The organism is Elusimicrobiota bacterium, assembly GCA_041660925.1.
Classification (GTDB): Bacteria; Elusimicrobiota; Elusimicrobia; order UBA1565; family UBA1565; genus JBAZUV01.
The window spans coordinates 95248-111053 of sequence record JBAZVI010000010.1; the positions used below are offsets into that span (position 1 = coordinate 95248).

Below are 15806 nucleotides of genomic sequence, written 5' to 3' on the forward strand. Positions count from 1 at the left end.
GGGTGGCAGTCGTAATCTATCAGAGGAGTTATCATAATGGCAGAAGAAGATCAGCAGACTTCAGGTTGTCTTGAGCATCAAGGGGACCACCATATTGCAAAAATCGCTGTCGATTCATCGACCGGAAAGGTTGCAGCGGGCGGCATCTACAACTTCTCCGAGAATGCGGGGGCGATGCTTCAGGTCAGAGGTGGCAAGGTCGAGGGGACTATCGCCCACTCAGGGGACAACCATCGGCTTCAGTTGAACGTCGCCTCGAATGGCAAGTTTGAGGGGACGTATGTGGATGCTCGCGGGATTGAGGTCGAGTTCAAAGGGGGCGTCGCAACCCTGACTAAGGGCCAGATCCCTGCCGGCGGCATCAAAATCAAAGGTGACCACCATTCGGTGACGTTGGAAAATGATGCCAACGGGAAACTCCGGGGAACAATCACGTCAGATTGTCCGAACAGCACCTTTCAGCTTGATCTTGTAGACAACAAGATTGGCGGGAAAATCGTTTACAAGGGAGATGGGCACGAGACAGCTTTTTCTCTAGGAACTGGCGGATCGTGGGGGGCATCGGTTTCCGTCGGCAAAGGTGATGCGAAGTTTACCTTCAGTTTTGAGAAGGGCCGTGGCGGAGAGGTGAAGGGTGCTGCTGGATTGAAGCTGAAGTTCTGAGCGGTACTCCAACAGTGGGTCCCGAGTATTGCGCGCTTTGGGATCAAGTGTTACACTATTTGCAAGGCATGAGCAGCGCCGACGAAGTCTACCCCAAATCACCTCTCATAGAAGTAGTTTTCGAGATTCGCTTCCCGGGGAATCTCGTTGTTGAGTGCCATCGAGACGAGTTGTCTGAATTCCTCCGGCCGTCGATGCCTGTTCTGCGAGTCCCCGAGATTGCAGCGGGTGAGAGCTTTAAATTCAGGACGTACCACTTTGTCTCTGAGGACAATGCCTTCACTGTTATGGCTGGGATGAATTTGCTCGCATTTTCCAGCAAGAAATATGAGGGTTTTGGTGGATTCCAGGAGAGGTTGTCCCCAATTTTCGATTTTTTCTGCAAACGCTTTAGCGTAACGAAGTTGCGAAGGGTGGGGTTGCGATATATTAACGCAATCCCGTTCGCACGAGAGGGCGGATCGATCCCAGTGGGGCGTTTCTTGAAGTCTCAATTCCTCCTTGCTCCAGGGCTGGGTGAGAAATTCGATCTCTGTTCGGTCGGGTTCGTGCAGAATCTCGGGACTGGGCACATAACGACACGCATTGAGGGCATACGCGAGCAGAATTCTTCTGAAGAGGCCTTGCTGCTCGACTTTGATTATTTCAAAACTGAGAATCTGCATGCTGGGGAATGGAATGCGTATCTTGAAGAGAGTCATGGTCAGACGAAGAACTTCTTCGAGAAAATTATCACTGACCAATATCGGGATTTCTTGAGAGGGAAGCCACTTCTATGAGCCCGGTCGCTGAGCTGGCTGAATTGAGTCCCTGTATCCCGGAACGCTATCAACGGGCAGAGCAGCCATCCTCATCAATGAGCGTTGGCAATGATGTTCCGAACCCATATCTTCTTGCCTCAGAGATGATTGTCCCGCTGTGGGAATTAAGCATTGGGGACAATCTCGTCCGGCCCGCTGTTCCGATCGGCGTGAGAATCCGACGAGAGGGGAAGTATTTCTTTGCCGAAAACGAGGCGCTTTCGATATATGCACATGGGGATTCCCCCGAGGGCGCGGTTGAGGATTTTAAATCCATGGCGGCATTCTTCGCAGAGGAATATCGTTCTCTTGCGGAAGATTCTGTTGTCGGGTTGGGAGCACGTCTTAGGGAGACCTTCCAGAGGGTTTTCCCAGCCTAAACCCTCTGATGCCCCTTCGGAAAAGTATCGTAGAACGCGGGCTCAAGAATAAAGGTTTCCAAATCACAGATAAGAAGCACCGGATATTCAGATACTTTCTGAATGGGCAGTATACGGGATGCTGGACAATGGTATCCCACGGCTCGGACTTCGATATTGACGACAGTCTGCTATCGGAGATGAAGAAGCAGTTGAAACTGCTCTCCCGCGATCAGGTGAAAGCTCTCTGCGAGTGCACATTGTCTCTGGAATCCTATAACGCAATTTTGCGACAAAGCGGACATCTCCCCCGCTAGACACTTCGTTTGGTGTCCATCTGGTGTCCAAACTCCATCCCAAAGCGTTAAAAGCCGTGAGCGGCGGGGAGGGGGAAAGGCCGGTTCTCCGACGGGGAACCGAAACGGTCAAGAAGGGTTAAGCTCTTCCGGATACCTTGCCAAGGTAGAGACGGCGGTTCGATTCCGCTCGCCCGCTCCACTCTGAAAGTCGAAGGGGCTCCCGAAAGGGGGCCCCTTCGACTTTCAGAGGGTGGTGTGCCGGAATCGAACCGCCGCTCCTTTTAAACAACTCCGTTTGATATCCTGAGTAGGACATGACGACCCTCAAGAACCTCCTCGTCCTCCTCGGAGCCCTCTTCATCCCCCTGGTCGTCATGGTGGTCGGGTTCAACGGGTTCCACGCCGGTCCCGCTCCCGCCTACGCGGGATACGGCCTCCTGCTCGCGCTGGCGGCGGTCTTCGGCTTCAAGCGCAACTTCACGGCGATGGGCCTCTACCTGGGGAGCGTGTTCGTCCTCATGATCGTCTACCCCAAGCTGGCGGGGCTCGAGTCCTACGGGCGGGAAGGGCGGATGCTGGGGCAGCTCTCCGAGCTGCGCATGCATCTGGAGGAACTCAAGGCCGCGCAGGGAGCCTACCCGGCGACGGCGGAGGCTCTGGCCGCGAAGCCGCTCGACCTCCTCGACGGGCATTCCGTGACGAGCGCCGTCGAGAGCGTGCGCCTGCCGCCCGAAGCGTACCTCGCGCCTCCCTCCGCGCCGGAGACGGAGCTCCTCGCAGTGGTCGTCCGGGCGCAGGGGAGCGAGCGTGAATACCGCCGGTTCTGGAGCCGTGAGGAGCGGACGCCCATCCTGCTCTATCCCGGCGGCACCTACGCGTACGAGGTCCGCCGGGGGCAGGGGGTCGCGTTCATCGCGAGCGGGACGGTGACGGTGCCGCTGCCGCCCGACTTCAAGGTCGACGGCGGCGCCTACGTCTACGACTCCGCGACCGGACAGGTCTTCATCAACTGCACCCACGACCGCCGCCAGCAGGTCGAGCCCTGGTGGACGTTCTGAGCATGCCTTCATCGCGCCGCTTGTCCCGCGCGCTCCTCGTCGTCTTCATCCTGGGCGCCGTCCCTTCGGAGCTCCGCGCCGAGCCGTTCGCCCGGGAGGACTGGGTCCTCTCGGTCGAGCCCACGCATCTCGACTATTTCGGCATCAACCACTGGGGCGTGACCAACTTCGACCTGGCGTTCCGCGGGGTCCAGCGCGGCAAACGCCAGCTCGAGAGCTCGTACGTCGACAACTGGCGCTTCGGCACCGAGACGGGCGGCCTGCGCGGGATCGGCATGCGCACGGCGAGCTCCATGCTCGATTTCGCCCTGTTCGTCGGGCCGCAGAACTTCGACCACGTCCTGGCCCACGACTCCCGGGCCCGGGAGCTCTCGCGCGACTATCCCGGCAGTCACCGGTTCGTCAGCAAGCGCTTCAGCCAGGTCCTGCCGGTCTATTTCGGCGGCAAGGAGCTGGACTCGCAGACCGAGAACAACACCAACGGTCGGGGCGGCGCGGACCTGGGGATGCTGACGAACAGCACGATCTGGGAGATGCACAACCAGTTCGCCTACTTCGCCGGCAAGAAGATCCTGGTCGAGGGGGAGGCGAACTCCGCGCAGCTGACGGGCGTCATCTTCCACCGCCTGCTCATGCTGCAGACGGACTGGAGGGAGCCCGGTCAGGCCTGCGTGGCCTCCCACATGGGCGCGGGCGGGACGACGCCGGCGCAGTGCCTGGGGGACACCGGCAGCGCCGGGGACTACAGCAACTACCTCCTGGACCTCAACTCCGGCCGCTACGGGGTCGCGAACGTCGAGGATTACCGACTCAAGATCGCCGACCTGAAGCGGGCCAACCGACTGCAGTTCCTCGACCCGGTCTTCCTCGTCGCGGCCTACCGCTACGGGGCGGACTACATCGGGCACGCGCAGAACCGCTCGCGCATCCCGATGATCCCGATCCCCGGTACGGAGCTGGGCTATCTGCCGGGCCTGCGGATCGACCTCTCGCCTTTCGGCATCGAGTACATCCAGGACAATTACTTCCGCTATAAGAAGACGCTTGTGAACCTGTTCTGGACCCGGGGCGACAACCGCTACGAACGGCGCCTGGGCGCCGGCGTCGACGTGGACGGCATCCCTCTCGGCGGGGGCGTCACCGGCGGGGTGTTCGGCCAGCTCTACAAGCAGCCGATGGTGAACCGGATCTCCGACACCTCGTCGCTGTCGGCCGCCGAGGTGGGGATCCTGCACAACGTCTACAATTATGGGGCCAGTCTGAGGGTGCCGGTGCGGAGCTTCGGCGACAAGGGCGACCCGAAGGAGTTCATCCTCACGCTCAAGGCCGGGCGCAAGAACACGGGCTGGGTCCCCGGCGAGTACATCCGGGGCTCCACGTACGTGGAGACGGGCATCGGTTTCCATCTCTAGAGCCCATCCGAAAACCTATTTCTACTGCAATCGCGGCTTTCGGGCTGCGACATTGTTGCTCGGGGCTTGCGTAGCCCTGCTACGCCGCGCCCCTGCGCGCCGCGTCTCGCTCCGAAACCCGCGATTTCGTCACAAAAGAGGCTTCCGGATGGGCTCTAGAAGATTTGCTATCGTCGGGGTACATCCGGCTCCGACGGAACCCCGGATGAGGAGCCTCGCATGAACCGATCCCGCTGGACCTCCCTCCTCCTCGCTATGGCCATCCTAACCTCCCTGAGTTCGACGTCCGGCGCCGATGAGCGCGCCGGCGTCCCCGAGAAGTACAAGTGGAACACCGCCGACCTCTACGCGAACGAGGCGGCGTGGACCGCGCAGAAGGACGACATCGCCGCCCGCATCCCCAAGCTCGCCGAGTTCCAGGGGAAGCTGGGCGTCTCGGCCGAGGGCTTCTTCACGGCCCTCTCGACCCTGATGGACCTCGACCGCGACCTCGCGCGGCTGCAGACCTACGCCTCGATGCGCAGCGACGAGGACACCCGGGAGAACCGGCCCCGCGAGATGAAGCAGGTCTCCGAGGACCTCGTCGTGAAGTTCGTGTCCGCGGCGGCGTACCTGCGTCCCGAAGTCCTCGCCCTGGGCGAGGCCAAGGTCCGCGGCTTCGTCGCGGCCGAGCCGCGCCTGAAGCCCTACGTCCCGTGGCTCGACGACATCCTGCGCGCCGCGCCCCACACGATGAGCGCCCCCGAGGAGAAGGTCGCGGCCGAGGCCGCGGCCATGGCGCAGGGCGCCTCCAACGTCTACAACACCTTCACCAACGCGGACATGCCGTACCCCGAGGTGACGCTCTCCTCGGGCAAGAAGGTCCGCCTCGACGCCTCGGCCTACACCGAGTACCGAGCCGCGACCGACCGCGGCGACCGCACCAAGGTCTTCCAGGCGTTCTGGGCGCGCCACAAGGACTTCGAGCGCACTCTGGGGACGACGCTGGACGCCCACGTGAAGACGCACGTCTTCGACAAGATCGTCCACACGTTCTCGAGCTGCCTCGAGGCGGCGCTCTTCGGCTCCAACGTCCAGCCGAGCGTCTACACGCAGCTCATCGCGGACGTCCACAAGAACCTACCCACGCTGCACCGCTACCTCCAGCTGCGAAAGCGCATGATGGGGGTCGACGTGCTGCGCTACGAGGACCTCTACGCGCCGATCCTCAAGGAGATCGACCTCAAGTACAGCCCTGAGGAGGCCAAGGACCTCGTCCTGAAGGCCGTGGCGCCTCTGGGACCGCAGTACGCCGCGGACCTCCAGACGAGCTACGAGAACCGCTGGGTGGACTTCATGCCGACGACGGGCAAGAAGGCCGGCGCCTACTCGACCGGCGCCTACGGCGTGCACCCCTACCAGCTCCAGAACTTCACCGGGAGCTACGAGGAGGTCTCGACGCTGGCCCACGAATCCGGGCATTCGATGCACACCTTCCTCTCGGACAAGCACCAGCCCTATCCGACCCACGACTACCGCATCTTCGTGGCGGAGGTGGCCTCGACCTTGAACGAGAACCTGCTCCTCCACCACATGCTCACGAAGACCAAGGACAAGGACACCCGCCTCTTCCTGCTCGGGAGCTACCTCGACGGGCTGCGCACGACGCTCTTCCGGCAGACGCTCTTCGCCGAGTTCGAGCTGCGCATCCACGAGCTCTCGGAGAAGGGCGAGCCGCTGACCGGCGAGAAGCTCACGGAGCTCTACCGCGGCCTGCTCAAGGAGTACTACGGCGACGCCGCGGGAGTCTGCAAGATCGACGACCTCTACGGCATCGAGTGGGCCTACATCCCGCACTTCTACTACGACTTCTACGTCTACCAGTACGCGACGAGCATCACGGCCTCGGCGCAGATCGCGGCGAACATGCGGGCCGACGCCGCGGCGAAGAAGCCGACGACGAAGAGCCGCGACGCCTACCTCAAGATGCTCTCCTCGGGCTCGTCGAAGTACCCCATCGAGCTCCTCAAGGACGCCGGGGTGGACATGAACACCTCGGGCCCGTTCAACGCGGCCATCCAGGAGATGAACGCGACGATGGACGAGATGGAGAAGCTGCTGGCCCAGAAGAAATAGGCCGAAGCTTCGGGTCCCGCGAGAAACGGCCCCTCATGGGGCCGTTTCTGTTTGTTACATTTACTGCTAAGCTCTCCAGAGGATGGGACAGGAAACTCAGGGACTCTCCGGCGCGGCCCTCATCGTCGACGACGACCCCTCCATCCTCAAGTTCTGCCGGCGGGCCCTCGAGACGACGGGGCTGCGCGTATCGACGGCTTCGAAGACCGCGGAGGCCTGGGAGCTCCTCGGCCGAGAGGAGTTCGACTTCGTCCTGACCGACATCCAGCTCGAGGACGCCTCCGCGGGGGTGCGCTTCATCGAGGACCTTCACGCCCGCCGTCCGGAGCTGGACGTGGTGATGATGACCGGCGCGCCCTCGCTCGAGAGCGCCCTGCCGTCCTTGCGCAGCGGCGCCTTCGACTATCTCGTGAAGCCGTTCAAGCTCGACCATCTCCAGAACGTCGCGCGCCGCCTCCTGGAGCTGCGGCGCATGCGCCGCGAGCTCGACCGGGAGAAGGCGCTGCGCAGAGAGCTCGAGGACGCCTACGCCGAGCTGCGCAAGGTGGAGCGCGTGAAGACGGCGATCCTCGCTCGCGTGAGCCACGAGCTCCGCACGCCGCTCTCGATCGCGGGCATGGCCGCCGAGCTCCTCGCCGGCGAGGCGGGGGGGGAGGGGCGGAAGCTCGCCGAGCAGCCCCGGGGAGCGCTCGCGCGCCTGCGCGGGAGCGTCGAGGACCTGCTCCTCTTCGCGCACGTGGCCGCCAGCGGCCTCGAGATCGAGCGTAAGGAGACGGACCTCTTCAAGCTCCTCGAGGAGGTCGTCGAAGAGAATCGCCCGGCGAGCGCGGAGCGGAACCTGAGCGTGGAGCTCTCCATGGGCGGAGAGCGCCGCCTGCTCTCGGCCGATGCCGGGCTGCTGCGTCAGGCCTTCAGCCGCCTCCTGCAGAACGCGGTCCGCTTCAACCATAACGATGGGAGCATCCGGGTCCGGCTCGAGCATTCTCCGGAGGATACCCGCGTCGCCTTCTTCAACACGGGCACGGAGATCCCGAAAGAGGAGCAGGACCGCGTCTTCGAGGGCTTCTATCAGGTCGCGGAGCATATGACGCGCGAGACCGGCGGCATGGGCGTGGGCCTGGCCATGGTGCGCCGCATCGTCGAAGCCCACGGGGGGAGCGTCGAGATCCAGAGCTCCTCGGAGGGGGGGACCACGTTCGCCGTGCGGTTCCCCGCGCCGCCCGTCCGGACCGTCTGAACCCGGCGGCGGCCGGCTGTGACTTCGGTCACAGATTCCCCTTGCGCAAACCCGGGCCCGGGTCTATATATATGAGTGCGCGTTCGTGGTGGCGCGCGGCCCATGGCCGAAAGACCGGACTCGCCTCTCATCCTGGTCGCCGAAGACCATGACCTCACGCGGCGCATGCTGGTGCGCTGCCTGAAGCCGCTCTCCCCGCGCGTGCTCGAAACCGGCAGCGGGGCCGAGCTCCTCGAACTCATCGCGCGCGAGGCGCCGGCGCTCGTCGCCCTCGACCTCGACCTCTCGGACGGTCCCCGGGGGGTCGCGCTCTGCCGGGCCGTGCGCGCGGCCGCGCGCGGCGCCTCCACCCGCATCATCGCCGGGACCACCTACGAGCACAACGTCCGGACCAAGATCGAGCTGCTGCAGGCGGGCGCGGACACCTACTTCCAGAAGGACGAGCCCGTCGGCGAGCTGCTCATCGCGGCGCGCATGCTCCTCGAGCCCTCCCCGGCGGTCCGCCGGGAGCTGAGCGCGCCGACGGTCCTCCTCATCGACGACGACGAGGGGCAGCTCGAGGGGCTCTCGACGGCTTTCCGCCTGCAGGGCTTCGCGCCCCGCACGGCCCTGAGCGCGCCGATCGCCATCCTCCACGTCCTCGAGGCCCGGCCCGACGCCGTGCTCCTCGACTACGCGATGCCCAAGCTCAACGGCCTCGAGGCGCTGCGCATCCTGCGCTCCCTGCCCGGCACGGGCGACGTGCCCATCCTCATGCTGACGGCGAAGGACGACCTGGACCTCGAGGCCCTCTGCCTGCGCGAGGGGGCCGACGGCTACCTCGTGAAAGGGAAGCAGGGCTGGGGGGACATCCCGACCGGCGTGCGCAACCTCCTGCGCCGGCTCAAGGAGGACGGGAACGCTCCGCTCAGCGCCCCGCGCCTCAGCGTGGACCCGCTGCGCCGCCTCGCCTTCGTGGACGGGGAGCCGGTGCGGCTCACCCGCCAGGACCTCGACTTCCTCTCCTACCTCATGCGCCGCAGCCCCCGCACGGTGACCTGGCGCGAGCTCCAGCTGGAGATCGGGGGCTTCGCTCAGTCGGAGCTCCGCGACGGCACGGTCCCCATCATCGAGACGGCGCTCGCGCGTCTGCGCACGAAGCTGGGACCCGTGAGCCACTACCTCGGCGTCGAGCGCAACGTCGGCGTCCTCTTCGTCCCCGGGTAGCCGCGGATCCCCCGGGGGCATGCCGGGTCATAATGTCTATAATGCGCTCCGGACCCCGTGGGCGGGGTCCGGAGGGTCTTTATGGGACTGCGGGTCTTGATCACCGGCGCGAGCTCGGGTTTCGGCCGCGAGCTGGCCGTCCAGCTCGGGCGGGAGGGCTGCCGGCTCGCGCTCACCGGCCGGCGCGCCGAGCGCCTGAGGGAGACCGCGGCCCTCGCGCGGGAGGCGGGCGCCTCCGAGGTGCTCGAGCTCGTCGGCGGCGTCGAGGACCGCGCGGCCGTCGCGCGCCACGGCGCGGCGGTCCGCGAGCGCTTCGGCGGGCTCGACTGGGCGATCCTCAACGCCGGGATCTCGAAGTCGGGCAGCGCGCGCGAGCGCTTCGCGGTCTCCGACTACCGCGAGGTCTACGAGACCAACGTCTTCGGCGTCCTGAACTGGATCGAGGAGGTCCTGCCCGGCATGCGCGCGGCGGGAGCGGGGGTCCTCGTCGGGGTCTCGAGCCTGGCGGGCTACCGCGGCCTGCCCCACTCCGGGCCCTACGGCTCGAGCAAGGCGGCGCTCACGGCCATCCTCGAGTCTCTGCGCACGGCCCTGCGCGGCACCGGCGTGGACGTCGTCACGGTCTGTCCCGGCTTCGTGCGCACGGAGCTGACCGCGCGCTGGAAACCCCAGGACATGCCCTTCCTCATGGAGCCCGCGGACGCCGTGCGCGTCATGATCAAAGGCATCAAGGCGCGGCGCACGGTCGTGCACTTCCCCTGGCCGTTCTCGCACTTCGTGAAGTACATCCTGAGGAACACCCCCGACTTCATCTTCGACCGCGTCGCCGCCAAGGCGACGCGCCGCCGGACGAAAGACTGAAAAGAGAAGACGCCCGCTTTCGGCGGGCGTCTTCTCTTGGGGTCTGCGGCGAGGCTACTTAGAGATTCCGCAGCACTTCTTGTACTTCTTGCCGCTGCCGCAGGTGCAGGGGTCGTTGCGGCCGACGTCGGGGCCCGTGTTCACGACGGTCTTGGGCTTGGCGACCTCGGCTTCCTTCGTGAGCTCGCCGGAGGCCAGCTCCTTCTGGTGCTTCTCGATCCAGACCTTCACGGCGGCCTGATCCTTCACGTCGACCCCGTCCTTCTTCATGAGGGCGGCGAGGGACTGGAGCTGCTTGAGGAAGGCCGGGTCCTTCCAGTGGCGGAAGAACTGCCGCATGAGGCCCTTCTTCTCGAGCTCCTTCATGTCCGGAAGACCGCCGGCGGCCGCGGCCGCGGCCTTGGCCATCGCCGGGGAGACGACGTTCGAGGCGGGCGCGGTCTCTTCGGCCTTGCCGGTGAGCTTGTCCTTCAGCTTCTGAATCGGATTCCAGACCATGGGTATTCTCCTGAGTGACTTGATTATCCAATAGTATCCGCGGCGGGGGCAAATGCTACCTGCGCTTGCGCAGCGCCTCGAGGTGGCGCAGGTACAGGGGATAGATCGCGGCGGAGTCCGACTGGAGCGTGTGCACGAAGAAACTCTCACGGACGGCGTTCCGCAGGCCTGCTTCGGAGCGCGCGGCTTCCCGCAACGGACCGGGGGCGAGGGCTTCGGCGCGCGAGAGGAGGGCCAGGACGCGCTCGGAGAGCGCCCCCGGCGTTCCCAAGTGCGCCTGGACCTGGAGGGCGGAAAGGGCGTAGAGCAGGACCGTCCCGGATTCCTCGCGCGCGCTCGTCTTCGACGCGGCGTCGGCGAGGGCCCGCGCGCGCGCGGCGGCCAAGGCCGCGGGACCGGCGGAGAGGGCGGTGCCGGCTCCGACGGGGCAGGCGGCGAGGGCGGAGAGCACGACGTGGGCGGCCAGCGGATTGCAGCGCGGAAACCAGTGGACGCCGTCGGCGAAGGCCGCCGCGCACGGCGAGGCGGCGAAGGCCGCGTGGAGGTCGGCGAGGCAGGCGCCCTCCTCTCGTGCGACGCGCGCGATGAGCGCGTTCGTCGAGGCGGAGGCCCGCTCCGGCTCCGCGGCCGACTCGAGCTCCTCGGGGGAGGGGGGCAGGCGCGCGTCGAGCGGGAGAGTGCAGAGGACGACGGGAACGCGCCGCGCGCGGGCGGCGCGGATCATCGCGCGCAGGGAGTCCTCATGGCGTCGCAGACGGCGCGCGCGGCGCAGGGCGGTCTCGTCGTCGACGAGCGCGCGCAGGCGCAGGAGGCCCTCTCGCAGGCGCGCCGCGAGGCGTTCGGCGCGCCCGCAGAGGATCGCGCGGCCCTCGTTGTGCCCGCTCAAGACGACGAGCGCGTCGGGGGAGTGCTCCAGCGCTTCCCGCGCCACGCTCACGATGCGGGAGGAGTCATAGGCGCCCATCCCGGCGTTGACGTGCTCGAGGCGCTCGCCGGGGTGCAGGAGCGCGCGGCCCTCCCGCTCGAACGCGTCGCCGCCGGGTCCGCCGTAGAGGATCGAGGCGGCCGACTCTCCGACGACGAAGAGTCGGAAGACGCCCGCGGGCTTGGGGTCCCGGAAGGGAACGGTGATGGCGTTGGGGCGGACCGGCCGGCAGGACGCTGCGCCGTCCGGCTGGGGCGCGGCGGAGAAGAAGGGAAGGCGGACGTCCTCGCAGAGGTAGCGCTCGAGGTCCTGGGCGGCTGGGCGCGTCGTCGAGGCGGCGAGCAGGAGCAGGGGCAAGACCGTCCGTGCGATCGTCCGGATGCGCTCCAAGGATTCGCCCTCCCATGAAAATCGCCCCGCCTTTTCGGCGGGGCGGCATTCAAACTGGCGGAAGGGAGGGGATTCGAACCCCTGAGGGACTTTCATCCCTAACAGTTTTCGAGACTGTCCGTTTCAACCGCTCACGCACCCTTCCAATAGGGATTCTACTAAATCAGCACCCAATGAAAGTTCCTTACTGTCGCCCCCCTTCGGGGGGCAGGAGGGGGGAGAACCAGTGCCTTGCCCACGGGAGGGGGCAGGGGAGGGGGGAACTTTTCCAACACATGAAGCGTAATCCTGGGCATGGAGTTCCTCTCTCTTTCCCAAGCTCGCTACATGCGAAGAGCCCCATCCCTCGCTGAAGCCGTCCTCTGGAGACGCCTTCGCTCAAGGCAGTTCTTCGGCCGGAAATTCCGGCGACAGCACTGCATCGGACCATGGATCGTCGACTTCTGCTGTGTCAGCGAACGACTCATCATCGAGGTGGACGGAGAACAGCATGCTCATCGCGTGTCGAAAGACATCGTGAGAAGCGCCTTCTTGAATGGCCGGGGCTATCGGGTCGTGCGCTTTCGGAATGGGGACGTGTTGGGCGGTCTGGATGGGGTGCTGCGAACGATCAAGAGCTTATTAAGAGGTCCCTCACCCCGGCCCTCCCCCGTGGGGGGAGGGGGACAGTAGGGAAGAGTCTAGTAAGAATCGTCCTGCGTAGCGTCTGCGTCAGGGAGGGTCGGCGGGAACGGCTGTGCCGGTTCGGCAAAGGGCTGTTCGAGCTTCGGCGGCGCCCACTCCTGCACGGGAGCGGCGTCCGGAGCGGGGGCGTCGACGACGGCCGTCGCCTCGGAGACCTCGGCGGCGGGAGAGGCGGAGGAGCCGGTGTTCTCCGGGGCTCCTTCGGGGCGACCGCCGCGCCGGGTCCGGCCGCCGGGACGGGGCTCGCCGCTGCGCGAGCGCTTCCACGCGTTGAACTGGTCGCGCAGCTTGAGGTTCTCGGTGCCGATCGTCTCGAAGTACTTCTCGACGAGGCCGGCGTCTTCGAGAAGGATGGTCCCGTCCTCCTTCTGCTTGGGCGGGTAGCCGAGCGAGGCGAGGATCTTCTGGGCCGAGCCTCTCAGCTGTTCAGAGAGCCCGAGCAGGTTGAGCGAGGGCGTGCGGTGGAAATGGGCGGAGGCGTCCACGACCCCGCGCAGGAAGGCGGCCTTCCAGTCGGGGTTCGACCAGGTCCAGCGCGGGGCGGCGGGGGCTTCGGCGCCGAGCTTGAGCTCGAGCCGGGCCTCGAAGTCCCTGCACGCGTCGATGGGGAGGAAGGCCACCTGGCAGTGGTGGTCCTCGCTCAGCGAGAGCTGGGGCTTCACCTCGAAGAGCTGGTCGGTCAGGCGGGCCCAGGTCGCGGCGAAGTTCTGTCCGATGACGCGGTCGGCCTGGAAGCGCACGCCGTCGTCGGCGCGGCGGCCGGCGGCGAGAAGGGCGCCGGTCCAGTAGGCGAGGCGGTCGGAGTACTTGGTCTTTCCGGAGGGGACCTTCGGATCCTGGCGGGGAGCGGCCTTGCGCTCGGGCTGCCTGCGGCCCCGTCCCTGAGACTCCTCTCGGCCCGCCGCCTTCTGGCGGGGTTCACGGCGCGGGGAGGACCGTTCTTTGCGGCGCCCCTCGGCTCCGCTCGGGGTCCCCTCGCGGCGCGTCGCGTCGGTCCCGCGCGCGGGACGCTCGCGCCGGGAAGAGGACCTCTCGGCTCGCCGGCCCTCGGCTCCGCGCGGGGCCCCTTCGCGGCGCTTCTCGGGGCGGGGCTCGCGCTGGGCTTCCCGGCGCGCGGGCGGCGGAGCCGCCGGGCGCGGAGCGGGAAGGGTCTGGAACACGGGCTGGTACTCGCGGCGCAGTTCGGTGACCTGCGGCGGGTCGATCGCGAACTCCTGGGCCATGCGCATGAGCGCGTGGTAGGGGACGAGCGACTTGCCGCTCATCCAGTCGGCGACGACGCCGGGCGTGACCGAGCAGGCCTGCGCGATGCGCTCGGTCTTGCCGGCCTTGCGCCGCACCTTCCCGAAGAACTCGCGGCGGTCCTCGTCGGAGAGGACCGCGCAGGTCACGGGGATGAGTTCTTCGCGATTATGCAGGATGCCCATAAAGAGGAGTGATTATAGCGTTTTTCGCGCCGTTTTCAGACGGGGGAGGCGACGGCGGGCTCCCGAGGGCGCCGGGGGGCGGGGGTCGGCTCGTCGTCGGGCCAGCGCAGGTCCGGCTCCTCTCCGAAGAAGAGGTTGTCCTTGAGGTAGCGGCGCATGTAGCGCTTGAAGGCGTAATCTTCCGAGACCAGGCGCTTGAGCGCCTTCTCGACGAGACCCTCGCGGGTGCGCGCGATGACCTCGAGGGCCACGGCGAGGGGGAAGAGCCGCGGGCCCATCGCCTTGCGGAACCAGCGCACGCTGCGGTAATAGGGGAAGTGCTTCCAGCGCAGGAAGTCGAGCCGGCGCGAGCTCAGGTGGCGGGTGCGGACGTTCGCGAAGTGTCCCGAGTAGCGGCGCAGGTCGCGGTTGACGACGAAGCCCTGTCGCTCGAGGTCCTCGGTCATGGGCGTGCCCGGGTAGGGGGTGAGGACCTGCACGAGGTAGCTGTCGAGGGCCTGCTCGTCCATGAAGCGGAACTGCTCGAGGAGATCCTCCTCGCGGTCGTCGGGGGAGCCGAGGATGAAGCCGCCCATCACCATCATCCGGTGGCGGCGCAGCTCCGCGAGGACGTCCCCGACGAGGGCCGTGCTGTCGCCCTTGCGGTAGGCGAGGAGGTTGCGGCGCGTGACGTTCTCGATGCCGAGGAAGACGAGGTTGAAGCCGGCCTCCGCCATGCGGCCGACGACGGAGAGGTCCCGGCCGAGCCCGGCGACCGAGGCCTGCGTCGAGAAGCGCAGGCGCTTCTTGAGGCCGCTGGCGGCGAGGGCGCGGCAGACCCGGTCGAGGTGCTCGGGATAGAGGGTGAGGTTGTCGTCGGTGAAGAAGATCTCCTCGGCGCCGAGGTCGGCGGCCTCCGACAAGTCGGCGAGGATGCGGTCCATGGGGAAGGCGCGGAAGCTGCGGCCGTACATCTTCGTGATGCTGCAGAAGTTGCAGGGCATGGTGCAGCCGCGCGAGGTCTCGGCGGTGTCGAAGCCGATCCCGTGGATGCGGTAGCCCTTCCAGAGCCGGCTGCGCCGGTCGGGCGGGGGCAGTTCGCGCAGGGGGGAGAGGGCGCGGTCGGCGTTGTGGACGTACTCCGAGCCGCTGCGCCAACTGAGGCCGGCGACGCTCTCGAAGCGCGTGCGCCCCGCGCCCATGGCGCGCACGAGCTCGAGGAGCGTGTATTCGGACTCGCCGCGGGCGATGAAGTCGAAGAGGAGGGGGTCTCCGGCGGCGATGTCGCGGTAGGACATCGTGGCGTGATAGCCGCCGAGCACGATGGGGACGTCCGGGTTCCAGGCCCGCACGAGCCCCGCGACGCGGGTGGCCGTGTAGTACTGGAAGGTCATCGCCGAGAGGCCGACGAGGTCGGGCTTCACCGTCTCCAGGGCCTCGCGCACGGCGCCGGCGACGTCCTCACGGCGCAGGACGAGGTCGGCGACGCGCACGTCGGCGTCGCCCTTGAGCATCCCGGCGAGCGAGGCCAGCCCGAGGTTCGGCGCCCGGCAGAAGCGCGGATAGAGCGGGTGCGTCGCGTCCGGCATGGAGAAGAGGAGGATGCGCATGGCCGCCCCGAGAGAGGAGCTATCAGAGTATAACATGTCGCTGCTCGGGGCGGACCCTCTCCCCCGCCCCCTCGCCGGCACCCCGGCTCCATAGTGCCGCAGACCGGACGATTGGGGACACCTTAGTCCGGTCACCCGGGGACAGAAGAGGGGAGGATTTTTCGGGGGTGCCCTGCAGCGCTAGGAGTCCGTCCGCGTAATAGCGTATTCCCCGGAGGCCCAAGCCTGAGCCGTGCGCAAGGCGCGACGAGCGAGCATAGCCCCGCTATGTGAGCGAGGAGCA

At 66.5% G+C, this 15806-nt stretch carries 14 protein-coding genes and 1 tRNA gene; 10 read left to right on the forward strand and 5 right to left on the reverse strand.

The annotated features are described in order from the left end of the window. Positions 1–36: 36 nt before the first annotated feature. The 9 genes from WC969_13625 (at position 37) to WC969_13665 (ending at position 10010) form a co-directional block, all read left to right on the forward strand. Complete coding sequence (locus WC969_13625) at positions 37–663, forward strand: hypothetical protein (protein MFA6030891.1); 627 nt, start codon at positions 37–39, stop codon at positions 661–663. 68 nt (positions 664–731) lie between these two features. After that, complete coding sequence (locus WC969_13630) at positions 732–1442, forward strand: TIGR04255 family protein (protein MFA6030892.1); 711 nt, start codon at positions 732–734, stop codon at positions 1440–1442. Beyond that, positions 1439–1843 (forward strand): hypothetical protein, encoded by a 405-nt coding sequence (locus WC969_13635; GenBank protein MFA6030893.1) that lies wholly within the window; start codon positions 1439–1441, stop codon positions 1841–1843. The genes WC969_13630 and WC969_13635 overlap by 4 nt, the downstream gene beginning before the upstream one ends. 592 nt (positions 1844–2435) lie before the next feature. Continuing rightward, positions 2436–3179 (forward strand): hypothetical protein, encoded by a 744-nt coding sequence (locus WC969_13640; protein MFA6030894.1) that lies wholly within the window; start codon positions 2436–2438, stop codon positions 3177–3179. Positions 3180–3199: 20 nt separating this feature from the next. Further along, the gene (locus tag WC969_13645; protein ID MFA6030895.1) at positions 3200–4591 is read left to right on the forward strand and encodes a hypothetical protein; all 1392 of its coding nucleotides are present in this window, start codon (positions 3200–3202) and stop codon (positions 4589–4591) included. Between the two features lie 219 nt (positions 4592–4810). Next, on the forward strand, positions 4811–6706 hold the full coding sequence (pepF, locus tag WC969_13650) for an oligoendopeptidase F (GenBank protein MFA6030896.1): 1896 nt from the start codon (positions 4811–4813) through the stop codon (positions 6704–6706). Positions 6707–6788: 82 nt separating this feature from the next. Next, on the forward strand, positions 6789–7943 hold the full coding sequence (locus WC969_13655; protein ID MFA6030897.1) for a hybrid sensor histidine kinase/response regulator: 1155 nt from the start codon (positions 6789–6791) through the stop codon (positions 7941–7943). Positions 7944–8045: 102 nt separating this feature from the next. Further along, complete coding sequence (locus tag WC969_13660) at positions 8046–9149, forward strand: response regulator (GenBank protein MFA6030898.1); 1104 nt, start codon at positions 8046–8048, stop codon at positions 9147–9149. A gap of 81 nt (positions 9150–9230) precedes the next feature. After that, positions 9231–10010 (forward strand): SDR family NAD(P)-dependent oxidoreductase, encoded by a 780-nt coding sequence (locus WC969_13665; GenBank protein ID MFA6030899.1) that lies wholly within the window; start codon positions 9231–9233, stop codon positions 10008–10010. A gap of 54 nt (positions 10011–10064) precedes the next feature. Here the strand turns inward: WC969_13665 and WC969_13670 are convergent, their stop codons facing one another. From WC969_13670 to WC969_13680, 3 genes are all read right to left on the reverse strand, one after another. Next, complete coding sequence (locus WC969_13670) at positions 10065–10508, reverse strand: SEC-C metal-binding domain-containing protein (protein ID MFA6030900.1); 444 nt, start codon at positions 10506–10508, stop codon at positions 10065–10067. 55 nt (positions 10509–10563) lie between these two features. Further along, the gene (locus WC969_13675; protein MFA6030901.1) at positions 10564–11823 is read right to left on the reverse strand and encodes a GDSL-type esterase/lipase family protein; all 1260 of its coding nucleotides are present in this window, start codon (positions 11821–11823) and stop codon (positions 10564–10566) included. Between the two features lie 55 nt (positions 11824–11878). Continuing rightward, positions 11879–11968, reverse strand: a tRNA-Ser gene (locus WC969_13680). A gap of 182 nt (positions 11969–12150) precedes the next feature. Here WC969_13680 and WC969_13685 point away from each other — a divergent pair. Then, a complete protein-coding gene (locus WC969_13685; GenBank protein MFA6030902.1) occupies positions 12151–12495 on the forward strand; it encodes a DUF559 domain-containing protein in 345 nt (114 codons plus the stop codon). A gap of 8 nt (positions 12496–12503) precedes the next feature. Here the strand turns inward: WC969_13685 and WC969_13690 are convergent, their stop codons facing one another. Together WC969_13690 and WC969_13695 are read right to left on the reverse strand one after the other, a co-directional pair. After that, the gene (locus WC969_13690) at positions 12504–13934 is read right to left on the reverse strand and encodes a hypothetical protein (GenBank protein ID MFA6030903.1); all 1431 of its coding nucleotides are present in this window, start codon (positions 13932–13934) and stop codon (positions 12504–12506) included. Positions 13935–13969: 35 nt separating this feature from the next. Continuing rightward, positions 13970–15523 carry a radical SAM protein gene (locus tag WC969_13695; GenBank protein MFA6030904.1) on the reverse strand — a complete coding sequence of 518 codons (1554 nt, stop codon included), beginning with the start codon at positions 15521–15523 and terminating at the stop codon, positions 13970–13972. Positions 15524–15806 lie beyond the last annotated feature (283 nt).